Genomic DNA, 21,486 nt, shown 5'->3' with positions numbered 1-21,486 from the left:
GGCGGACCCCGGGGAACCTCCGTATAAAGGGCCCTGAGGGCGACGCAGGCGGAGGGAGGCCCCGGGATGCACTGGAGCGAACGGAAGCCGCCCCGCCCCCTCGGGGAGGACCACGGTCCGGTCCGGTACGGGCCGCCCGCCCCCGACCCCGGTCTCCCCGTGCTGCCGGAGCTCGCCGGCGTACTCGCCGCCTCGGCCGCGCGCACCCGTCCCGAGCCGCCCGGAGGCGGAACGATCCTGCGGGAGGCGGCCGCTGCCTACTGGGACCGGCGGAGTCTGCACGGCGGCCCCGAGGGCATCGCCGCGGCCCCGGGGCCCCAGCCGCTGCTGCTCGCGTTGATCGCGGCCCACGGCGGCGACGTGCTCATGCCGAGGCCGTGCCCCGCCACCTGGATGCCGCAGGCACGCCTGCTCGGCCGGCCCGCCTATCACGTGCCCACGCCGGCCGAGTGCGGCGGCATCCCCGACCCGTACGCCCTCCTGGAGACCGTACGCAGGGTGCGCGCCGAGGGCGGCAGACCCCGGCTGCTCCTCATCTCCGTGGCCGACGACCCGACCGCGACCCTCGCCCCGCCGGAACTGGTCCGTGAGGCGTGCGAGGCGGCGGTCTCCGAAGGGCTCCACATCGTCAGCGACGAGACCTGGCGCGACACCCTGCACCGGCCGCACGAGACCGTCCTGCTCAGCCCCGCCGAGATGTGCCCCGACGACGTGACCGTCCTGTCCGACCTGGCGGGATCCCTCACGCCGTCAGCCTGGCCGGTAGCCGTGGCACGCTTTCCGGCCACCGGGCGTGCCGCCGCGCGCCGCGCCAGGGTCCTCGACATCCTGACCGCGCTCGGCGCCCTCGTCGCGGAGCCGGTCGCCAGGGCCGCCGCCCACGCACTGGGGGAACCCGAGGCCGTCAGGGTCCGGATCCGGCAGGCGGCGCACCTCCAGGCCCACATCGCCTCCGCCGCACACCGCGCGGTGCTCACCGTCGGCGCCCTGGCCAGGCCGCCGCAGGCCGGCCGCCACCTCTACGCCGACCTCGGCCCGCTGCGCACCCGGCTGGCGGCCCGGGGCGTCACCGACTCCATGGAACTGGAGGAGTACCTGACGCACCGTCTCGGCGCCCCCGCTCCCGGCGGGCACCGGTTCGGGGACGAGCTGGGAGCACTGAGGGTTCGACTGAGCACCGGCCCGCTGCTCGGCTCAACCCCGGAGCAGCAGATGGAGTCCCTCACTGCGGTGGAGCCCTTGGAATTGCCCCATGTGGCCCGAGCGCTGAGCATTTTCGCAGCAGCCCTCGATGAACTCCGATGACAGGAGCCTCTCGATGACGGAACAGACCGAGCGTCCGTTCGCCGGACCCGGCCGCGCGCCCACAGGCCGTCCCGTCGCCGCTCCGCGCCGCCTGGGTGAGCACCGGACCTGGCCCCGCAGCTTCGCCGACCGGCTCACCGCGCCGCTCCCGGGTGTCAGGGGCATGACTCGTCTGGCCAGGGAGCGCGCCCTGCGCCCCAACGCCGAGGGGCTCCGGGGCATCCACCGGCTGCCGTACGCCCCCCGGCCGCTGCCCGCCGCCGGCCCCGGGACGACCGCCGTCACCTGGGCCGGACATGCCAGCTGGGTCGTCCGCATCGGAGGTCTCACCGTCCTCACCGACCCGGTCTGGTCCCGGCGCATCCTGGGCACCCCGGCCCGGATCACCCCGGTCGGCGTCCGCTGGGAGGAACTGCCGGCCATCGACGCCGTCCTGATCAGCCACAACCACTACGACCACCTCGACGCCCCCACCCTCCGCAGGCTCCCCAGGGACACCCCGCTCCTCGTCCCCGCCGGCCTCGGCCGCTGGTGCCGGCGCCGCCGCTTCACCTGCGTCACCGAGCTCGACTGGTGGGAGTCGGTGGAACTGGGCGGGGTCCGGTTCGACTTCGTGCCCTCCCACCACTGGTCCAAGCGCACCCTCCTGGACACCTGCCGGTCCCTGTGGGGCGGCTGGGTGATCGGTGACGCGGGGGGACGGCAGCTCTACTTCGCCGGGGACACCGGTTACGGCCACTGGTTCAAGGAGATCGGCCGCCGCTATCCGGGCCTGGACCTGGCCATGCTGCCGATCGGGGCGTACGAACCGCGGTGGTGGCTCTCGGACGTGCACACCGACCCCGAAGAGGCCGTGCAGGCGTACGAGGAACTCGGTGCCCGCGCGATGGCCCCCATGCACTGGGCGACGTTCCTGCTCTCCGCCGAGCCGGTGCTCGAACCGCTGACCCGGCTCCGTACGGCCTGGCAGCGGGCCGGACTCCCGCGCGCCGACCTCTGGGACCTGCCGGTCGGCGGCTCCCGCGTCCTGGAAGCCTGACCGTGTCCGGCCGGACCACCGGCCTCTCAGCCGGCCACACAGGCCCGCAGCCGCCGCCAGAGCGCGGGCGTCCCACTGACGAGCAGCGTCAGCGCGACCGCCGCGAGCACGCCTTCCCACGGCTCGTGGAACAGCGAACCGCCCAGGATCCCGATCAGCTGGTACGTCGCCGCCCAGGCCAGACACGCGGGCACATCACCCCGGGCGAACTGCCGCAGCGGCATCCGGCCGAGCAGACAGGCCAGCATCACGGGTATGCGCCCCGCAGGCACCAGGCGGGACAGCACCAGCACCACCGTGCCGTGCTCGTCCAGCTTCTCCTGCGCCTGCGCGAGCCGCTCCGGAGCGGCCCGGCTGGTGATCGCCTCCAGCCACTTCGAACCGTGACTGGACGCCACCCCGCGCTTTCCGAGCCAGTACAGGCATATGTCCCCGAGGAACGCAGCGCCCGACGCCACGGCGAACACGATGAGCAGGGCGAACGGTGACGTCTGGTGCAACGTCACCACGGCCACCGAACTCACCAGCACTCCCGTCGGCACCACCGGCACCAGTGACCCCAGAGCCACGAGCAGGAACAACGACGGGTAGGCAACGGCCTGCTGCGTCGACTCCGTCGGCAGCTGCCGCAGTACTTCCTCTATCACCTACGGGCCTCCGGCCTCACATGCTCGCCGTGCCCCAGCCGGTGCACCGCCACTTCCGGTGCCACCCGCGCCGCGTGCCGCACGAATTCGTCGCCCGGCGCGTGGAACTCGTGCGGCCGGACCCCGTCCATCCCGATCGGCCAGTACGTGCCGTAGTGGACCGGCACCGCGGACTGCGGCTTCAGCAGCGTCAGCACCTGCGCGGCGCGTGCCGCGTCCAGATGGTGGGGGCCCAGATTCGGCCCCCAGCCGCCGACCGGCAGGAGCGCCACCTCCACCGGCCCCACCGCATCGGCCATGTCGTCGAACAGCCCGGTGTCCCCGGCGAAGTAGGTGCGGGCCTCCCCTTCGACGACGTACCCGAGGGCGGGGACCCGGTGCGGCCCGAGCGGCAGTCGACGGCCGTCGTGCAGGGCGGGAACCGCGCGGATCAGGACCTCGCCGACCCGCACCACGTCCCCGGGGGTGACTTCGGCGATCCGCAGCCCGCGCGCCCGCCGCAGCAGCCGGAGCCCCGGGACTGCCCTGAGGCTGCCCCGGGGCACGATCAGCAGGCTGCCGGGGGCGAGCCGGGCCAGGGAGGGGAGATGCAGGTGGTCGGAGTGCAGGTGGGAGATCAGGACGGCGTCGGCGACCGCTGCCTCCGGCGGTGGGACGTCACCCCGGCGGCGTCGCAGATGCGCGAAGCGCCGCGCGAACAGCGGGTCGGTCAGCACCCGGACCCCGGTGTCCTCGATCGTGCAGGTGGCATGACCCCACCAGGTGACCTCCACCGCCCCGCCTCCTCGTCAATGCCCCCGTCGACCCCGTACGCGTACGAGGGTAGGCGCTCCGCGCCCCTCCCACGCCGCAGTGCGCCCCCACGCCCGTACCGGCACGGTTACGGACTGTCACGGAGGGGGCCGGCAGGGGTAGGGTCGGGGCCAGCATCCGAGTGCGGGGGGATCCGTTCATGGGCGACGTCAACGAAGACGTACGGGTGGCGGCCATCGCCAGTCTCACACCGCTGGAAGAGCTCGACGGCGACCCGTTCCTCGTCGACACCCGCAGCCAGCACGCCATGTGCGCCCGCTGGGCCGCCGCGCAGGGGTACGTCGTCACCCGCCAGCTCCGCGTCTACGGGCTCCGCCCCGATCACCGTGCCCTGTGGGCCGGCGCCGAGGACGGGCAGGTCGAGCTGTTCGTGGCGCCCAACGACCGGGTGCTCGCGCGGGCGCTCGTCTCGGTGGCGGACTTCGAGGCGGAGTGCGAGCGGCGGGGTGCACGGCTGGAGTTCGCCGGCCTGGAGGAGCCCGTCTACACCGCGCGCACCAAGGCAAGCGTCCACCGCCGGCTCTCCATGCCCACCGCGGGGTACGACGGCTGCTGATTCCCGGAGAGGGCCCGGGGGCCGGGAAAGCGCCTGGAAGGGCTGTGACAGGCTTGGTGCGGGCCCATGACGAACACCGGGCCCGGACGTGAGGTGGAACGGCGTGAGTGACGGGCGATGGCGTACGGCGGGGGGAACCCTCATACGCGTGATCTCGGTGTGGGCCGTCTCCAGCCTCACCATGCTGGCAATGGCGGGGATCCTGCCCGACTTCCAGCTCCAGGCCGACGACGGCGACACCGTCACGAGGACCGCCTTCACCGCGGCCTGGGGTGCCGGGGCGTTCGGCCTGCTCTCCGCCCTGGTGTGGCCCGTGCTCGTCAGAGCGCTGCTCATCGTGCCCGCGCTGGTGCTGGGCGCCCTGGTCTTCTTCCTCAACGGCTCGTTGCTGCTGATCGCCCTGCGTCTCATCCCGGACGGGCGCGGCGACGCGAACCCCGAGACCGCCGTCGTCGTGGCGGCCGTCATGTCCGCCGTCGCCTCCGCGACCTCCACCGCCCTCGCGGTGCGCGACGACGACGCCTACCGGCGCAGACTCTCCCGCCTCGCCGACCGGCGCCGCAGACGCAGCGGTACGCCGCTGAGCGCGGACCGGGGGCGCGCCGGCCCGCCCGGAATCGTCTTCGTCCAGCTCGACGGTGTCGGCCACGACGTCCTCGAGAAGGCGGCGGCCGACGGACTCATGCCGACCGTGGCCGGTCTGCTCGCCGACGAGGCGGGCCACCGTCTCACTCCGTGGACCACCGACTGGTCCAGCCAGACCGGCGCCAGCCAGCTCGGCATCCTGCACGGAACCAACTTCGACGTGCCGGCCTTCCGCTGGTTCGAGAAGGAGACCGGCACCGTCATGGTCTCCAGCAGACCGGCGAGCGCCCTCGAACTCCAGCGCAGGGCCATCGCCCGCACCCATGACGGCGGCCTGCTCACCGTCGACGGCGCGAGCCGGGGCAACCTCTTCAGCGGCGGCGCGGACCAGCTCGCCCTGGTCCTGTCGATGGCCGCCAGACTCGGCAAGGGACGCCGCTCACGCGCCGGCTACTTCGCCTACTTCTCCGACCCGGCCAACGCCGTCCGCACAGCCCTGTCCTTCGTCGCGGAGGTGGTGCGTGAGATCGGCCAGTCCGTCCGGGCACGGGCGCGGAAGGAGTCGCCCCGGGTCGGCCGGGGCGGGCTGTACCCCTTCATCAGGGCGTTCGCGACCGTCGTGGAACGCGATGTGGTGGTCGCCGCGGTGATCGGCGACATGTTCGCAGGACGCACGGCGGTCTACGCCGACCTGGTCGCCTACGACGAGGTGGCCCACCACTCGGGGCCGCACAGCAGGGACGCGGAGAAGGTCCTCGCACGGCTCGACCGCTCCCTGGGCCTCATCATGAAGATCGCGGACCACACGCCGCGCGACTACCGGATCGTGCTGCTGTCCGACCACGGTCAGAGCCCGGGTGAGACCTTCGCCGGGCGGTACGGCCTCACGCTGAAGGACCTCGTGCGGGCCGGCTGCGGGCTGCCGGTACCCCGGCGGGCGCAGCGCACCCGCAGCGCGTCGGAGGCTCGCGACGCGGTACGCATCGCCCTGCACAGGCCGGTCGCCGGGGAGCAGGAGGCGGAGCACCCCGCCAAGTCCTCCGACCCGGTCGTGCTCGCCTCAGGAAACCTCGGGCTGCTGTCGTTCCCGGACATAGAGGGCAGGGCCTCGCGCGAGCAGCTCGACCGCCGCTATCCCGCGCTGCTCAGCACGCTCGCCGCCCATCCGGGAATCGGCTTCCTGCTCGTACGCAGCCAGAAGCACGGGTCGGTGGTGCTCGGCCGCGGCGGGGCGGAGATCCCGGTGGCGGAGCTGAAGGACGGGGAAGGGCCGATCGCCGTGTTCGGGGCCGGCGCGGCGGACGCCGTGCGGCGGACCGACGGATTCCCGCATGTCGCGGATGTCATGGTCAACTCGATGTACGACCCCGAGACCGGTCGCGTGCACGCCTTCGAGGAGCAGATCGGCTCGCACGGCGGGCTCGGCGGCGAACAGTCGCGGCCGTTCCTGCTGTGGCCGCGCACGCTGACGGATCCCCTCGACGCAGTGGCGGCGGACACCCCCCGGGGAGAGTCCCCGGCCGTTCCGGTGGGGGTGCCTCCGGCCGGTCCGGTGGGGGCGGAGGCCGTGCACCGGGTGCTGGCCCGCTGGCTGAGAGAGCTCTCCGGCCCACAGGTGCCGCTGCGGCAGGAGGGCTTCGCCGGGGCGGTACGGGTGGACGAACCGTTCCCGGGCGGGCAGGCGGGCGCGGATGTCCCCGCCCCCGCACGCTCCGAAGTCCCGGCGGGTACACGCTCCGATGTCCCCGCCCCCGCACGCTCCGATGTCCCGGCGGGCGCCGGCACTCCCGACCGTGCCGACGGCCCCGTCGGCGCCGATGACGCGGGCCGGACCGGGGGTCCCGTCCGTGCGGTCGAGCCCTTCCCCGCCGTACCGGGGCCCGACGACGCAGTACCCGGCGCTCGCGGATGAAACGGCCCGGAGGACCTCGGTGTCAGGCGGATTCGCGCCGGACCAGCGTCGGATGGAAGACCACGGACGGTGCGGGGCCGTCGCCCGGTTTGCCGATCTGCTTCAGGAGGAGCCGGGCCATCTCGGCCGCCATCTCCTCCACCGGCTGACGCACGGTCGTCAGCGGGGGATCGCAGGCCAACGCCGCGTTGCTGTCGTCGAAACCCACCACCGCCACATCTCCGGGCACCTCCCTGCCCGCCCGCTGCAGCACGGGCAGCGCCCCCAGCGCCATCAGGTCCGAGGCGATGAACACCGCGTCCAGGTCCGGCCGTTCCCGCAGCAGCTGCCGCATCGCCGAAGCCCCGCCCGCATGGGTGAAGTCCCCCTCCGCGGTCACCACGTCCCCGATGCCGTGCTGCTCCAGCGCGTCCACGAAGCCGGTCAGACGTACCTGCCCCGCAGGAGTGTCCTGCGGGCCCGCGACCGTTCCGACGCGCCGTCGCCCCAGGGCGGCGAGATGGTCGGCCGCCATCTGGGCCCCGGCGCGCTGGTCCGCCTCGACATAGGTGAGCGGCGAGGGCCGACGGGGGCGGCCCGCCAGTACGGCGGGCAGCCGGGTGTCATGGAGCAGGCCGGGCAGCGGGTCGTCTGCGTGGGAGGAGATCAGCACCACCCCGTCCACATGCCCCTGGCGCAGATACGACAGGAGCTGGTTGCGGGAGGCCTCGTCGTCGGCGAGCATCAGCACCATCTGGATGCCGGCGGGCCGCAGTACCTCCAGCAGTCCGGCGACCACGCGCCCGAAGTGCGGGTCGGAGAACATCCGGCCGATGAACGGCTCGGACACCGGGCGCCGTTCACGCTCCGACACCACCAGCGCGATGGAATCCGTCCGCCTGGTCACCAGCGAACGCGCGGCCCGATTGGGTACGTAGCCCGTGGTGGCCACCGCCTTCTCCACGACCCGCCGCAGTGCCGGGTCCACCGTGGTCGCACCGTTGATCACACGGGACACGGTGGCCCGGGAGACGCCCGCCACCGCGGCCACGTCCTCCAAGGTGGCGGGGCGTACGGGCGGCGAAACGTCGGCAGTCATGGAGTCTTTATACCGGGTGATCCGAGCGTCACGCGAAGGGTTCCGGCACGTCAGCGGCCTTGCCCGGATACAACGCCGTCAGGACGGCCAGCTGTTCCCCGCGTGCGGTGACGAGCGCCCGCGCCCGCGCCTTCGCGTCCGCCCGGCTGCCCGCCGCCGTCTGGGAGCGCGAGACCCGCTCCGACTGGCGCAGGTGGTCGAGTATCCGCGTCACCACCAGCCGGTCGAAGGCGGCCCCCTCGGCCGTACGGGCGTCTTCGAGGTCCTCGGCCGTCACCATGCCGGGCATGTCGTGGCCCTTGTGCACGTCGGTGTCCGGCAGCCCCATCCGGTCCCGCAGCTTGCGCAGCGTCGTGAGTTCGAGGGCCTGGGCGTCACGCAGACCCTTCGCCCAGGACCGCAGGCGGGGGCCGGTGGCCTTCTCCGCCGCGAGTTCCAGCAGGATCACGGCCTGCTCGTTCATCGGGATCATCAGCTGGAGCCAGGCGGAATCCGTCAGATCCGTGACGGGGGCCGTCGGCGTGCGGGACGGCGTGGGAGCGGCTTCCGTCGCCCGTGGCCCTCCTTCGGCGCACGACGTCAGGACGGTGAGCAGGAGCAGCAGTGCTGCGGTGCGACGGGCCGTCATCGGCAGGATGTCCTTGCGAGGGGGGCCTGCCCGGGCCGCGGAGACCCGGGCAGGCGCCGGTGGATGTGCGGGTGACGAGACGTCAGCCGTCAGGGCGTGCCGTCCGCACCGCACTTGATGATGGCGTTGATGCAGTCCCGCACCCGTTGCGCCATCTCCGCCTCGGGCCACACGTTGAAGAAGTCGCCGTGCATCGTGTAGCCGCGCCCCGAGGCCAGCCGGAAGCGGGCAGGGTCGCCGTTGACCGGATAGCGCAGGACCTGGCGCAGTTTGGGTACGGGGACCGGATGGGTCGAGGGGCAGGCGCCGGCCACCGGGTACGCCATGTGGCTCTTGTGGTCGGCCGAGTCGAGGTCCCTGCCGTTCCAGCACTGAGGGAAGTCCAGGTAGCTCTCCATCATCGAGCCCGCCGGGCAGTTGACGAAGTCGTGGGACGGGTTGACCTCGCCGTGGTGAAGGCAGGACCAACGGGAGATGGTGTTGTCACCGGGGCCGGCCGCCTTGGCGTTGCCCGCGACGATCCGCAGACCGCGGGGGAGCGGCTTGATCGTGCGGATGATGTCGTCCCGCACCCCTTCGCCGAGGTAGTAGAAGGTGGTGCCGGTCGGCTCCACCGCCTTGTCGCCGTCGTACAGCGTGGGCACCCAGTACGAGGACAGGTCGGTCGTCGGTGAGCAACTGGTTCCGGCCCTCTCCAGCGAGGCCAGGTCGGAATGGGCGTTGGTGGAGTCGTTGCCGAAGAAGCTGTGCATGTGCGAGGCGCCGGGCAGGTTGGGCAGCACGATCGGGTCGTCGGGCGCCCGGTGCGTGTAGGGGCACTCGGCGAGGAACTCGGCGACCCGGACCACGTCGGCGGCCGCCTTCGGCTCGGGGCGCGTGGAGCGGTCAGCGGCCGCGTTGCCCGCGTTGGCCTGGATGAGGGACGCGGCCAGTGCGGCGGCGGCCAGTCCGGCGATCCGGTAACGCCACCGCGTCAGGGCTCTGCGTCCGCGGGGGCCGGTCGTACGTCTGTCGAGGAAGAGCACGGCACTCCTGTTCCGAGGAAGTGGGGTTCCTCCCGACCGGGTGTCCGGTCAGGTGAGAGAGCGCTCTCTCTCGGGCAACGTAGAAGCGTGATGTAGACATGTCAATAGGTGTGGGCGTGTGGCAACTCTTCTTCTTTTGCGCGCAGTTGGAGGTGTACGTGGTGAAGGAGCGCTCTCTCGCGGATGGTTCCGAACGGCGGGCGGGGAGCGTTGTCAGTGGTGGGCGGCAGGATGGTGGTCATGACGACGAACCCAGCCGGCGTGCTCGCCGACACCGCCGCCTACGCGGCTGCCGTGGAAGAGGCGAAGCGTGCCGCCGCCGCGTACTACGCCGCAGATGAGAGCGTGCTCGACGACGACGCGTACGACCGGCTCGTGCGCGGGATCGCAGCCTACGAGGAGGAGCACCCCCAGGAGGTCCTGGACGCCTCGCCGACCGGAAAGGTCGCGGGAGGCGCGGTCTCGGGGGACGTGCCGCACACCGTCCCGATGCTCTCGCTGGACAACGTCTTCTCCGCCGAGCAGTTCGTCACCTGGACCGCGTCCGTGGAGCGCCGGATAGGCCGGCCCGTCGCCGCCTGGAGCGTGGAGCCCAAACTCGACGGACTGGCCGTCGCCGTCCGCTACCGGCAGGGCCGGCTCGACCGGATGATCACCCGTGGCGACGGGACGGCCGGCGAGGACGTGTCGCACGCGATCGGTACGGTGCTCGGCCTGCCGGAGCGGCTCGCTGCTCCCGTCACCCTCGAGGTGCGCGGCGAGATCCTCATGACCAACGAGCAGTTCGAGCAGGCCAACGCGGTGCGTACGGAGCACGGCGCCGCCCCTTTCGCCAATCCGCGCAACGGTGCCGCGGGCACCTTGAGGGCCAAGGACCGTCCGTACCGGGTGGAGATGACCTTCTTCGCGTACGGCGCGCTCGCACTGCCCGATTCCGGTGACCTGGCGGCCACTCTGGACGCACTTCCGCACAGCGAGGTCCTGGAGTACGTCGCCGGCCTCGGCGTGCACACGGCGGCGGACACCGCGGTCGCTCCGCGCACCGTCACCTCGGTCGAGGAGGTACAGGCAGGGGTCGAGGACATCGCGGCCCTGCGCGCCTCGCTGCCGTTCGGCATCGACGGCATCGTGATCAAGGCGGACCTGGCCGCCGACCAGCGCGACGCGGGGTCCGGTACGCGGGCACCGCGCTGGGCCATCGCCTACAAGCTCCCGGCCGTGGAGAAGGTCACCCGGCTGCTCGGCGTCGAATGGAACGTCGGCAGGACCGGCATCATCGCGCCGCGCGCGGTGCTGGAGCCCGTCGAGATCGACGGATCCACCGTCAGCTACGCCACGCTGCACAACCCCGCCGACATCACCCGGCGGGATCTGCGCCTGGGCGACCATGTGATGGTCTACAAGGCGGGCGACATCATCCCCCGTATCGAGGCGCCGGTCGCGCATCTGCGGACGGGGGAGGAGAAGCCGGTCGAATTCCCCGGGGTCTGCCCACAGTGCGGCTCGGAGATCGACATGAGCGAGCAGCGCTGGCGCTGCACCCGAGGCCGTGACTGTCGCCTGGTCGCCTCCATCTCCTACGCGGCCGGCCGTGATCAGCTCGACATCGAAGGGCTCGGCGCCACCCGGGTCGTCCAGCTCGTCGACGCGGGCCTCGTCCAGGACTTCGCGGATCTCTTCACGCTGGAGCGGGACCGGCTGCTCGCCCTGGAGCGGATGGGGGAGACCTCCACCGACAACCTGCTCGCGGCCATCGAGACGGCCAGGACCCGCCCGCTGTCCCGCGTCTTCTGTGCTCTCGGCGTACGCGGCACGGGCCGCTCCATGTCCCGCCGGATCGCCCGCCACTTCGCCTCGATGGACCGCATCGTGGCCGCCGACGCCGAGGTGTTGCAGCAGGTGGACGGCATCGGCAAGGAGAAGGCGGCGGCGGTCGTCACGGAGCTGGAGGAGCTGGCTCCGCTCATCGGCAAGCTGGTGGCCGCGGGAGTCAACATGACGGAGCCCGGTGCGACCCCTCCGCCGGAGCCGGGAGCCGCGCAGGAGGGCGGCGCGGACGGCCGGGAGGCGGCGGGGCTGCCGCTCGCCGGCATGACGGTCGTGGTGACCGGCGCCATGACCGGGGTCCTGGCAGAGCTCTCGCGCAACCAGATGAACGAGCTGATCGAGCGGGCCGGAGGGAAGTCCTCGTCCAGTGTCTCCAAGCGCACGAGCCTGCTCGTCGCCGGTGAGAAGGCCGGATCCAAGCGGACCAAGGCCGAGGAACTGGGCGTCCGGATAGCCGCGCCCGAGGAGTTCGCCGAGCTGGTCGAGAGCTGTCTGGCCCTGGATATGTGAGAGCGCACACCGCCTCGAACCTTGGATTTGTCAAGAGAGTGGCGTTTCTTTCCCTTGTATTGCATAGTGAGGGCTCGATCATGCCTCGCTATCAGCGGGTCGGTGAGTCCGGCGACTGAGGGCGGCGGACCCGAGGGTGAGGACCGATGCGTTCTTCGCGTGACGGACGGCGACGCCGCCGGCCGGTCCTCCGGCGGCCGGACGCGCATGTTGGTGACGTCCATCGGGCCGGTCCCCTCAGAGGACTGGCCGTCGACCTGGGCAGCTCCGGGGCCCGTGCCTGGGTCCCGGGGCAGGGCCTCGTCACCGGTGGACCGGGCGGCTGGGACGAACACGCCCGTCGGCCGGTCCGGCGGGGGCGCATCATCGACGCGGAGTCCTGCGCCGGGCTGCTGGAGCGCCTCGCCGACGCCGCCCTGGGTGCCCGACGGCAGGACAGCGTGATCGTGCTCAGTCATCCAGTGCTGGCCGGCCGGGAACACCGTGCACAGGCGAGGGAGCTCCTCGCCGCTCTGGGTGTGTCAGGTGCCGTGGTTCTCAACAGTGCCAGTGCCGCGGCCGCGTGCGCGGGACCACCGGACGGCGGTCCCGTGCTGGTCGTCGACATGGGCGCCGAGCTGACCGAGGTCGCCCTGCTCGTCGACGGCACGGTCGTGGACGCCCGCCAGACCGATGCGGGGCTCACCGATCTCGAACCGGGGTCGATGCCCGCCGAGCTCGCCCGGAACGTCCTCGATATGATCACGTCCATGTGGCGTGAGGACCAGCACGGCGCCGTTCGCGGAGCGCTGCGCCGGGGGCCCGTGCTCACCGGCGGCGGTGCCCTCCACGGTGAGGTCACCGACCGGATCGCCGGCTGCCTCGGTGCACCGGTGTCCATCGCCCGCGACCCTTCGACCACGGTCGTACGGGGCGCCGCGCTGGTCCTGGAATCCCTCCTTGGGTCCGCCGGTGCGGATCCGGATCCCGCCCGCCCGGTCCGGCTGAGGTGAACCCCCTTCCGGGGGCGCCCCGCGGGAACGCGCCCCCGCGGGGGCCGCACGGCACACCGCCGCACCGGGCGCGGCACATCGTCGCCGCACTGCTCCTCGCGGTCCTGACACTGCTCGGCGCCCCGCCCGCTGCAGCGGGCGCCGCACCCACGGCAGCCGCATCCGCGCTGACCGCACGAGACCCGGCCGCCACGCACGACAGCGCCACCCCGGCCGTCCATGCCGCCGCGCACCGTGCCGGCAGCGCCGCCCCGGCCGTCCCTGCCTCCGCGCATGTCTCCGGGCCCCGGGCGACCGCCCCGCCCGTCCCCGCATGGCGGACAGAGGCCGTCCCCGTACCGGGGCCGCTCGCGGGCGCCGACCGTCCGCACGCCCCGCACCACGTCCCTCCGCCCGGCCACGGTGCCCTCCCCCCGCGCCCACAGGCCCTGACCCTGCCTCAGGGCGTCGCACCGGGGGCAGCGGGAGCCGGCCCGGTGGCCGCACGGGGCCGTGCGGCGCTGCCCGGTGTGCGGGGTCCTCCGGGGGCGACGACCGGTCAGCCGGTCCTTCGCCGGTCCTGTTCCACAGACCTGTCGACCCGCCCTCCCCTCTGAGGCCTGGGCGGACGACGCCCACTCGAGGGGATTCCCATGACTCGCGCCACCACGGTGCGAGCGGTTCTGGCTGCCGCCGTTCTGCTCGTCTCCGTGTTCATCACGCTGACCATGTCGCCCAGACTCGGCCTCGACCTTCAGGGCGGCACCCGGATGGTGCTGCAGGCCAAGGACTCCGGCACCGCCAAGGCGGACCGGGAGAGCACCGACCGGACCCTGGAGGTACTGCGGCAGCGCATCGACTCCCTCGGCGTGTCCGAACCGTCCCTGACCCGCTCGGGCGAGGACCGGATCATCGTCGAACTGCCCGATGTGCAGGACCCGCGCCAGGCCGCCGAGGTCATCGGCAAGACGGCCCAGCTCAGCTTCCACGAGGTCCGGGGGACCGGAACCGGCGAGACGGGCGAGCAGACGACGCTCCCCGACGAACAGGGCGGTTCCCTGGACCTCGGCCCGGTGAGGCTCTCCGGCGCCGGGGTCAAGGACGCGACCGCGGCCTTCGACGCCCAGCAGGGCACGGGATGGTCGGTCTCGCTCGACTTCCACAAGGACGCGGGCCAGGAGTGGAAGCGGCTCACCGGCGACGCCGCCTGCCATCCGGCCGGCGACGAACGGCGCCGTGTCGCGATCGTCCTGGACGAGAAGGTCATCTCCTCGCCGCAGGTCGATCCCTCGGTCGGCTGCAAGGTGGGACTGCCTTCCGGCTCCACGCAGATCACCGGCTCCTTCAGCGCCGACGAGGCACGCGATCTCGCTCTGCTCATCAAGGGCGGCGCCCTCCCCGTGCCGGTCGAGATCGTCGAACAGCGGACCGTCGGTCCGACGCTCGGTGCCGCCGCCATCGACGCCAGCGCCCGCGCGGCGCTCATCGGCGCAGCGGCCACCGCACTCTTCATCACCTTCGTGTACCGGCTCTTCGGCGCTCTCGCCGCCATGGCTCTGGCCGCGTACGGCGTCCTCTCCTACGCGGCTCTCGTCGCCCTGGGGGTCACCCTGACCCTGCCGGGTCTCGCGGGCTTCGTCCTTGCCGTCGGAATGGCGGTCGATGCCAACGTCCTTGTCTTCGAACGGGCCCGCGAGGAGTACGCGGGGCGGCGGAACGGTTCCCTGCGCTCCGCCCTGACCGCCGGATTCCGTAACGCCTGGAGTGCCGTGGCCGACTCCAACGTCACCACACTGATCGCCGCAGCCCTCCTCTTCTTCCTCGGCTCGGGGCCGGTCAAGGGCTTCGGTGTCACGCTCGGCATCGGCGTCCTGGTCTCGATGTTCTCCGCGCTCGTCATCGCCCGCGCGCTCACGGAGATCGCGGCGGGGTCCCGGTTCGTCAGCGACTACCGGGGCGTCAACGGCATCGCACGGCCGGGCCGCGTCCGTACCTGGCTGAACGAACGCGACCCACAGCTGTTCAGGTCACCGCGCCGCTGGCTGCTGACGTCCACCGCACTCGTTCTCGTCGCCGTGACGGGCATCCTCGTGCGCGGCGTCGATCTCGGTGTCGAGTTCACCGGCGGGCGCCTCGTGGAGTACTCCACCAGCCGTCCCGTCGACGTCGAGACCGCCCGCGAGACGATCGCAGCCGCGGGCTTCACCGATGCCGAGGTCACCACCGCGGGCGAGCGCGACCTCTCCGTACGCACCGGGAAGATGGACAACGACGGGGAACACGCCTTGCGGGCCGCCTTGTCCGAGGAGGGGGGCGGGGCCACCAAGGTGCGCGACGAACTGATCGGCCCCAGCCTCGGCGACGAGCTGCGGCGCAACGCGCTCATCGCCCTGGGGGTGGCCGTCTTCGTGCAACTCGCCTATCTCGCCGCCCGGTTCCGCTGGACGTTCGCCGTGGCCTCGGTCGGGGCTCTGGTGCACGACGTCATCATCCTGGTCGGCGCCTTCGCCTGGCTCGGACGCCCCGTCGACGGCATCTTCCTGGCCGCCCTGCTGACCGTCATCGGCTACTCCGTCAACGACTCCGTGGTGGTCTTCGACCGGGTCCGGGAGCTGTGGGCCCGGAACCGGCGCACTCCGGTCGCCGACGTGGCCAACCGTGCCGTCCTGCAGACCGTTCCGCGGACCGTCAACACGGGGATGGGCGCCCTGTTCATCCTGGTCGCCCTCGCCGTCCTGGGCGGCGACTCGCTCGCGGACTTCGCGCTCGCCCTCCTCATCGGCATCTGCGTGGGGACCTACTCCTCGGTGATGACCGCCGTTCCGGGGGCGCTCCTCCTGGAGAGGAGCAGCAAGGCCCCGCCGCCGGCCCGCAAGCGGGCGACGGGGCGCAGGGCCGCGGCCGGGCGGACGCGCCGGGATCCCGCCGACAACGGGGCCCGCGTGTAACGCGGACACACGACGTGCCGGGCAGGGCGCGTGCGGCCCTGCCCGGCACGTACGGCCGGAACGACCGCCGGCCACCCGGCAGGGCATGAAGCGGCACGGCCGGTGGCGGCCCTGGCCGTGTCGTCGAGACAGCTGACGCGCCCGGGCCGTAACGTCGCGGGCACCGCTGACCGCAAAGAAGGCCCAGGAGTCGCCGATATGCCCGCTGAACCGCTGTCCGCCCACGACATCGAGGCCGGTCTCCGCGAGCTGCCCGGCTGGCAGCTCGAGGGCGACCGGATCACCCGTACCTACCGGCTTCCTTCCCACTTCGCCGCCGCCGGGCTGACCGTCCACGTCGCCCGGATCCAGGAGGAGCTGAACCACCACTCGGATCTGACGCTGGGATACAACACCGTGGCACTCGCCGTCCACACGCATGACGCGGGTGGTGCCGTCACGCGGAAGGACCTCACGCTGGCCGCGCGCGTCGAGGCGATCGCGGCCGGGCACGGCGCCGAGTAGCCACGACCGCCCAGGAGATCGCGGCGCCGGACAGAAGCGAGGTTGTGCGGCAAGCCGGCTCGCTCAGCTGCCGCCGCACCGCACCGCCGCGCCTGTGCCGAGCGGGGCGGGCCGTCCGGCGGAGGAACCCGCCGAGCTGCCCGGACCCTCATGGCCCGCGCCCCGCCCCCGCCGGTGGCCTTCCGGGTGCGCGACAGGCCTGCCCACACCTGATGCGGGCTCCGTCTCTCAGCGGGACCAGGCGCCGTCCCCGGCCGCACGCCTCGCGAACGCGGTGAAGTCACGTGGTTCCCGCCCCAGGACGCGCTTCACCCCGTCAGTCGTCACCGCGTTGTGCCCGTCCAGCAACATGACGAACAGCTCCGCCAGGAAGTCCGCCTCAGACGCCGGCACACCGTACGACTCCAGCACCGCCGCGTACTCCGGCCCGGTCGCCGGCACGTAGCGGACCTCGTTCCCCGTCGCACCGGTCAGCTCCGCGGCGACCTCGTCGAAGGTCAGCAGCCGGGGGCCCGTCAGTTCGTGGACACCCCCCGCCGGAACATCGCCGGTGAGTGCGGCCACGGCCACGTCGGCCAGGTCGTCCGCGTCCACGAACGGCTCGGCGGTGGAACCTGCCGGAAAGACCAGCTCACCCTTGAGCACACCGTCGAGCAGTGCGCCCTCGCTGAAGTTCTGCGAGAAGAAGGACGACCGGAGGACCGTGAGCTCGACTCCCGCCGCCGCTTCGCGCAGGGCGTCCTCGGCCACCACCGCCTGCGGTTCGCCCCGTCCGGAGAGCAGGACCAGCCCGCGCACCCCGCTGCCGGCCGCGATCCGTCCGAAAGCGGCCATCGCCTTCGGCGCGCCGGGCGCGGCGAGATCCGGGTAGTACGCGACGTACGCCTTGTCCGCACCCCGCAGTGCTGGTTCCCAGCCCGACTCGTCCTCCCAGTCGAAGGGGACACTGCCGGCGCGCGAGCCCGACCGGACTTCCGCCCCCAGCGCCAGGAGCCGCTCCACCACGCGGCGGCCGGTCTTGCCCGTGCCGCTCGTCACCAGCACGGTGTTCCGCTCCGAACGGTCCGTGTTCGTCTGTTGCCTGTTCGTCGTCATGCCTCAAGGCTCGCGGGAGAGCACGGCCGGTGGAATCCTCCACACGCTCAACTCCATACGCGTACGTCCACGGCGGGTGCTCCGCCACGGAGGGACCGGACGGACGAGGCCGCCGGGGGCCTTGGCGGCCTACGCTGAGTGCATGGACGCACTGGCCGGACTGCTGGACGGACCACGGGCGAGGGGTGCCTTCCTGCTGCGGATGGTGATGGAACCCCCGTGGTCGGTCCGGATCGAGGACAGGGCTCCGCTCTGCCTGATGTCCGTGACGCGCGGTGAGGCGTGGATCCTGCCGCCGGACGGGGCGGAGCCCGTCCACATGCGCCCCGGAGACGTCGCGGTCGTCCGAGGCCCCGCTCCGTACACCGTCGCCGACCGGCAGGGGACCGTCGCGCAGGCGCGTATCGGGCCGGACGGGGTCTGCACCACGCTGCACGGGGAGCCCTTGGCCGAGTCGATGCGGCTGGGGGTGCGCACCTGGGGCAACGCGGCGGACGGCGCCGCCACCGTGCTGGTCGGGACCTATCTGCTCGACGGGGAGATCAGCCGGCGTCTGCTGGACGCGCTGCCGCCGGTGCTCGCGCTCCCCTCGGACGCCCGGAGCTCGCCGCTGCTGGCCCTGCTCGACGCCGAGATCTCCCAGGACGAGCCGGCCCAGAACGTCGTCCTGGACCGGCTGCTCGACCTGCTCCTCATCGCGGTGCTCCGTGCCTGGTTCGCGAGGCCGGACGCCGAGGCGCCCGCCTGGTACCGGGCGATGGGCGACCCGGTCGTGGGGAAGGCGCTCAGGCTGCTGCAGAACAGCCCGGCCCGCCCCTGGACGGTCGCCTCGCTGGCCGCGGACACGGGGGTGTCCCGGGCAGGGCTCGCCCGTAGGTTCACCGAGCTGGTGGGGGAGCCGCCGATGGCCTACCTGACCGGATGGCGTCTCGCTCTGGCCGCTGACCTGCTCCGGGAGACGGACGCCACGGTGGAGGCCGTCGCCCGCCAGGTGGGCTACGGGGGGACGTTCGCCTTCAGCGCGGCCTTCAAGCGTGTCCGGAGCCTCAGCCCGCAGGAGTACCGTCGGGGGAGACCCACCCGCTGAAACGGCGCACCGCGCGCCGGGACGGCGCCGGGCCCGTATCGCCTGACCCGGTGTCGACGGCGGCGCGGCAACACCGGCGCCCCACCGCGTACAGCGGTGGGACGCCGTGGGGCGTGACGGGTCAGGCCCCGAGGTTGAATTCGGCGGGGTCGGAGCCCAGGCGCTTGCCCTCGTCGAGCGCGGCGAAGGCGGCCAGGTCGTCGGCGTCCAGCTCGAAGTCGAAGACGTCGATGTTCTCCGCGATCCGTGACGGCGTCACGGACTTGGGGATCACCACGTGGCCGGTCTGAAGGTGCCAGCGGAGCACCGCCTGGGCCGGGGTACGGCCGTGCTTGTGCGCGACGGCGACCACCGTCGGGACCTCCAGGAGGCCCTTGCCCGATCCCAGCGGCGACCAGGCTTCGGTGACGATGCCGTGCTCGGCGTGGAAGGCGCGGGACTCGGCCTGCTGCAGCTGCGGGTGCAGCTCGATCTGGTTGACCGCGGGGACGACGGAGGTCTCGCCCAGCAGGCGCTCCAGGTGCTCCGGCTGGAAGTTGGAGACACCGATGGCCTTGGCGCGGCCGTCGGCGAGGATCCGCTCGAAGGCCTTGTACGTGTCGACGTAGGCGTCCTTGGCCGGCACCGGCCAGTGGATCAGATACAGATCGACGTAGTCCAGACCCAGCTTGTCCAGCGACGCGTCGAAGGCGCGGAGCGTCGAGTCGTATCCCTGCTCGGTGTTCCACAGCTTGGTGGTGACGAACAGTTCCTCACGGGCCAGACCGGAGGCGGCGACGGCCTTTCCCGTGCCCGCCTCGTTCCCGTAGATCGCGGCGGTGTCGATGCTCCGGTACCCGGCCTCCAGGGCCGTGGTCACGGCCGTGGTGGCCTCGTCGTCCGGCACCTGCCAGACACCGAAGCCGAGCTGCGGCATCTCGAGGCCGTTGTTGAGCGTGATGGTGGGGACCTGGCTCACGAGCAGTCGATCCTTACGTTGTCGGTTGGTACTCCCGGGGAGAACGAACACGGAAGCCTAACCATTCCCACCTGCCCGGATCCGGTGAACCGGAAGAATGTTCCACTGACACACCGTCAATACAGGTCGGCGCTGCTCACCGGTACAGGGCGTCCACCTCGGCCGCGTACGCCGTCTCGATGGCCTTCCGCTTCAGCTTGAGAGACGGGGTGAGCAGACCGTGCTCCTCGGTGAACTGGTGAGCCAGGATACGGAAGGTGCGGATGGACTCCGCCTGTGAGACCGCTGTGTTCGCGGCCACCACAGCCCGGCGCACCTCCATCTCCAGATCGGGGTCGCGCACCAGGTCCGCGGCGCGCATCGGCGTACGCCCCTGCATGGCGAGCCAGTGCTCCACCGCCTCCTGGTCGACGGTGACCAGCGCCGCGATGTAGGGCCGGTCGTTGCCGACGACGATGCACTGCGCGACCAGCGGATGCGCGCGCACCCGCTCCTCCAGCCCGGTCGGGGCCACGCTCTTGCCCCCGGAGGTCACCAGGATCTCCTTCTTGCGCCCGGTGATGGTCAGGTAACCGTCCTCGTCGAGCGCGCCGAGGTCGCCGGTGGCCAGCCATCCGTCGTGCAGTACGGAGTCCGTGGCCTTGGGGTCGCCCAGGTATCCGGAGAACACGTTGGCGCCGTGCACCCAGATCTCGCCGTCCCGGGCGATGTGCACCGCCGATCCGGGGATCGGCTGGCCGACGGTGCCGTAGCGGGTGCGCTCGGGCGGATTGGCGGTGGCCGCGGCGGTCGTCTCGGTGAGGCCGTAGCCCTCGTAGACCGCGACGCCCGCACCCGCGAAGAAGAGCCCGAGCTGCCTGTCCATGCCGGAGCCGCCCGACATGGCGTGCCGCACCCTGCCGCCCATCGCCTCCCGGACCTTGCGGTAGACCACCTTGTCGAAGAACTGGTGCTGCATCCGCAGTCCGGCGGACGGCCCGGGGCCGGTCCCGAAGGCGCGCTCCTCCAGTGCCTCGGCGTACTTCACCGCGACATCGACGGCCTTGTCGAACGCCCCGAGGCGGCCCTCCGCCTCCGCCTTGCGCCGCGCACCGTTGAAGACCTTCTCGAAGATGTACGGCACCGCCAAGATGAAGGTGGGCCGGAACGTCACCAGGTCCGGCATCAGAGCCTTCGCGGACAGCTCCGGCTGGTGCCCCAGCTTGACCCGGCCGCGCAGGGCCGCGATCTCCACCATGCGGCCGAAGACATGGGCGAGGGGCAGGAAGAGCAGCGTCGCCGCCTCCTCGCCGGGCTTGGAGAGGAACACCGGATGCCAGCGGCCGACCATGGTGTCGGCCTCGAACATGAAGCTCGCGTGGGTGATCACACAGCCCTTGGGGCGCCCCGTCGTGCCCGACGTGTAGATCACGGTCGCCACCGAGTCGGGTGTCACCGCGCGACGGTGCCGGTGCACGACCTCGTCGTCGATCAGGGCCCCGGCCTCGACCAGCTCGGTCACCGCGTCGGCGTCCAGCTGCCACAGCCGGTGCAGATTCGGCAGCCGGTCGATCACCGAACCGATCGTCATCGCGTGGTCCTCGTGCTCGACCATGACGGCCGCCACCTCGGCGTCGTGCAGCATCCACAGGACCTGATCGGCCGACGACGTCGGATAGACCGGCACGGACTGAGCGCCCACCGTCCAGAGGGCGAAGTCGAAAAGGGTCCACTCGTAGCGCGTACGGGACATCAGGGCGACCCGGTCGCCGAACCTGATGCCGTGCGCGATCAGTCCCTTGGCGAGAGCGAGCACCTCGTCGCGGAACGTGGCGGCGGACACGTCGTGCCATCGCCCTTCCGCGTCCTTGCGGCCGAGGGCGATCCGGTGGGGGTCGTCCTCCGCGTGGTCGAAGACGGTGTCGGCAAGACCGCCGACTTGAGGGGCAGCGGCCATGGGTGGGACAGTGAACTCGCGCAATGACCTGCTCCTTGTGGCGCTCCGCACGGCGCCGCGAC

At 72.3% G+C, this 21,486-nt stretch carries 17 protein-coding genes; 9 read left to right on the top strand and 8 right to left on the bottom strand.

Annotated features, from left to right (window positions below; all coding sequences use genetic code 11):
• Positions 1–66: 66 nt before the first annotated feature.
• On the top strand, positions 67–1,305 hold the full coding sequence (locus OO67_RS25605) for an aminotransferase class I/II-fold pyridoxal phosphate-dependent enzyme (RefSeq protein ID WP_033303795.1): 1,239 nt from the start codon (positions 67–69) through the stop codon (positions 1,303–1,305).
• Positions 1,306–1,318: 13 nt separating this feature from the next.
• Positions 1,319–2,344 (top strand): MBL fold metallo-hydrolase, encoded by a 1,026-nt coding sequence (locus tag OO67_RS25600; RefSeq protein ID WP_033303793.1) that lies wholly within the window; start codon positions 1,319–1,321, stop codon positions 2,342–2,344.
• A gap of 26 nt (positions 2,345–2,370) precedes the next feature.
• Here OO67_RS25600 and OO67_RS25595 read toward each other — a convergent pair whose 3' ends face one another.
• Both OO67_RS25595 and OO67_RS25590 read right to left on the bottom strand, forming a co-directional pair.
• Complete coding sequence (locus OO67_RS25595; protein WP_033303792.1) at positions 2,371–2,991, bottom strand: DedA family protein; 621 nt, start codon at positions 2,989–2,991, stop codon at positions 2,371–2,373.
• Positions 2,988–3,764, bottom strand: coding sequence for an MBL fold metallo-hydrolase (locus tag OO67_RS25590; protein ID WP_033303789.1), 777 nt, complete (start codon positions 3,762–3,764; stop codon positions 2,988–2,990). The genes OO67_RS25595 and OO67_RS25590 overlap by 4 nt, the downstream gene beginning before the upstream one ends.
• A gap of 179 nt (positions 3,765–3,943) precedes the next feature.
• On the opposite strand from OO67_RS25590, the gene OO67_RS25585 reads away from it, so the two are divergent.
• A complete protein-coding gene (locus OO67_RS25585) occupies positions 3,944–4,360 on the top strand; it encodes a hypothetical protein (protein WP_033303963.1) in 417 nt (138 codons plus the stop codon).
• A gap of 103 nt (positions 4,361–4,463) precedes the next feature.
• Positions 4,464–6,857, top strand: coding sequence for a phage holin family protein (locus tag OO67_RS25580; RefSeq protein ID WP_033303786.1), 2,394 nt, complete (start codon positions 4,464–4,466; stop codon positions 6,855–6,857).
• A 22-nt stretch (positions 6,858–6,879) separates the two neighbouring features.
• Here OO67_RS25580 and OO67_RS25575 read toward each other — a convergent pair whose 3' ends face one another.
• From OO67_RS25575 to OO67_RS25565, 3 genes are all read right to left on the bottom strand, one after another.
• Positions 6,880–7,935, bottom strand: coding sequence for a LacI family DNA-binding transcriptional regulator (locus OO67_RS25575; protein WP_033303784.1), 1,056 nt, complete (start codon positions 7,933–7,935; stop codon positions 6,880–6,882).
• Between the two features lie 28 nt (positions 7,936–7,963).
• The gene (locus OO67_RS25570; RefSeq protein WP_033303782.1) at positions 7,964–8,563 is read right to left on the bottom strand and encodes a DUF305 domain-containing protein; all 600 of its coding nucleotides are present in this window, start codon (positions 8,561–8,563) and stop codon (positions 7,964–7,966) included.
• A gap of 89 nt (positions 8,564–8,652) precedes the next feature.
• Positions 8,653–9,588: a DUF1996 domain-containing protein gene (locus OO67_RS25565; protein WP_033303781.1), complete on the bottom strand. Its 936-nt coding sequence runs from the start codon at positions 9,586–9,588 to the stop codon at positions 8,653–8,655.
• Positions 9,589–9,828: 240 nt separating this feature from the next.
• On the opposite strand from OO67_RS25565, the gene ligA reads away from it, so the two are divergent.
• The 4 genes from ligA to OO67_RS25545 all read left to right on the top strand — a co-directional run bounded on the left by ligA (position 9,829) and on the right by OO67_RS25545 (position 16,348).
• Positions 9,829–11,925 (top strand): NAD-dependent DNA ligase LigA, encoded by a 2,097-nt coding sequence (gene ligA / locus OO67_RS25560; protein ID WP_033303962.1) that lies wholly within the window; start codon positions 9,829–9,831, stop codon positions 11,923–11,925.
• Positions 11,926–12,071: 146 nt separating this feature from the next.
• A complete protein-coding gene (locus OO67_RS25555; protein WP_033303779.1) occupies positions 12,072–12,917 on the top strand; it encodes a rod shape-determining protein in 846 nt (281 codons plus the stop codon).
• Between the two features lie 632 nt (positions 12,918–13,549).
• Positions 13,550–15,844 carry a protein translocase subunit SecD gene (gene secD / locus OO67_RS25550; protein ID WP_033303777.1) on the top strand — a complete coding sequence of 765 codons (2,295 nt, stop codon included), beginning with the start codon at positions 13,550–13,552 and terminating at the stop codon, positions 15,842–15,844.
• A 198-nt stretch (positions 15,845–16,042) separates the two neighbouring features.
• Complete coding sequence (locus OO67_RS25545; RefSeq protein ID WP_033303776.1) at positions 16,043–16,348, top strand: 4a-hydroxytetrahydrobiopterin dehydratase; 306 nt, start codon at positions 16,043–16,045, stop codon at positions 16,346–16,348.
• A gap of 228 nt (positions 16,349–16,576) precedes the next feature.
• Here the strand turns inward: OO67_RS25545 and OO67_RS25540 are convergent, their stop codons facing one another.
• Positions 16,577–17,443 carry a Rossmann-fold NAD(P)-binding domain-containing protein gene (locus tag OO67_RS25540; RefSeq protein WP_033303774.1) on the bottom strand — a complete coding sequence of 289 codons (867 nt, stop codon included), beginning with the start codon at positions 17,441–17,443 and terminating at the stop codon, positions 16,577–16,579.
• Between the two features lie 142 nt (positions 17,444–17,585).
• Between OO67_RS25540 and OO67_RS25535 the strand changes: the two genes are divergently transcribed.
• Positions 17,586–18,530 carry an AraC family transcriptional regulator gene (locus OO67_RS25535; protein WP_033303773.1) on the top strand — a complete coding sequence of 315 codons (945 nt, stop codon included), beginning with the start codon at positions 17,586–17,588 and terminating at the stop codon, positions 18,528–18,530.
• A gap of 121 nt (positions 18,531–18,651) precedes the next feature.
• Here OO67_RS25535 and OO67_RS25530 read toward each other — a convergent pair whose 3' ends face one another.
• Entirely contained in the window at positions 18,652–19,488 is an 837-nt protein-coding gene (locus tag OO67_RS25530; protein ID WP_033303771.1) for an aldo/keto reductase, read from the bottom strand.
• 136 nt (positions 19,489–19,624) lie between these two features.
• Positions 19,625–21,424 carry an AMP-dependent synthetase/ligase gene (locus tag OO67_RS25525; RefSeq protein ID WP_033303770.1) on the bottom strand — a complete coding sequence of 600 codons (1,800 nt, stop codon included), beginning with the start codon at positions 21,422–21,424 and terminating at the stop codon, positions 19,625–19,627.
• Positions 21,425–21,486 lie beyond the last annotated feature (62 nt).

The sequence above is a fragment of the Streptomyces atroolivaceus genome, from assembly GCF_000717025.1.
Classification (GTDB): domain Bacteria; phylum Actinomycetota; class Actinomycetes; order Streptomycetales; family Streptomycetaceae; genus Streptomyces; species Streptomyces atroolivaceus.
The sequence above is the reverse complement of the archived record's forward strand: the minus strand, read 5'-3'. Positions and strand labels throughout refer to the sequence as shown.

Bases quoted from the DNA above. Each gene is read 5' to 3' on its own strand.
- OO67_RS25605 (WP_033303795.1), top strand. From the start codon at position 67: ATGCACTGGAGCGAACGGAAGCCGCCCCGCCCCCTCGGGGAGGACCAC.
- OO67_RS25600 (WP_033303793.1), top strand. From the start codon at position 1,319: ATGACGGAACAGACCGAGCGTCCGTTCGCCGGACCCGGCCGCGCGCCC.
- OO67_RS25585 (WP_033303963.1), top strand. From the start codon at position 3,944: ATGGGCGACGTCAACGAAGACGTACGGGTGGCGGCCATCGCCAGTCTC.
- OO67_RS25575 (WP_033303784.1), bottom strand. From the start codon at position 7,935: ATGACTGCCGACGTTTCGCCGCCCGTACGCCCCGCCACCTTGGAGGAC.
- OO67_RS25570 (WP_033303782.1), bottom strand. From the start codon at position 8,563: ATGACGGCCCGTCGCACCGCAGCACTGCTGCTCCTGCTCACCGTCCTG.
- ligA (WP_033303962.1), top strand. From the start codon at position 9,829: ATGACGACGAACCCAGCCGGCGTGCTCGCCGACACCGCCGCCTACGCG.
- OO67_RS25555 (WP_033303779.1), top strand. From the start codon at position 12,072: ATGCGTTCTTCGCGTGACGGACGGCGACGCCGCCGGCCGGTCCTCCGG.
- secD (WP_033303777.1), top strand. From the start codon at position 13,550: ATGACTCGCGCCACCACGGTGCGAGCGGTTCTGGCTGCCGCCGTTCTG.
- OO67_RS25545 (WP_033303776.1), top strand. From the start codon at position 16,043: ATGCCCGCTGAACCGCTGTCCGCCCACGACATCGAGGCCGGTCTCCGC.
- OO67_RS25540 (WP_033303774.1), bottom strand. From the start codon at position 17,443: ATGACGACGAACAGGCAACAGACGAACACGGACCGTTCGGAGCGGAAC.
- OO67_RS25535 (WP_033303773.1), top strand. From the start codon at position 17,586: ATGGACGCACTGGCCGGACTGCTGGACGGACCACGGGCGAGGGGTGCC.
- OO67_RS25525 (WP_033303770.1), bottom strand. From the start codon at position 21,424: ATGGCCGCTGCCCCTCAAGTCGGCGGTCTTGCCGACACCGTCTTCGAC.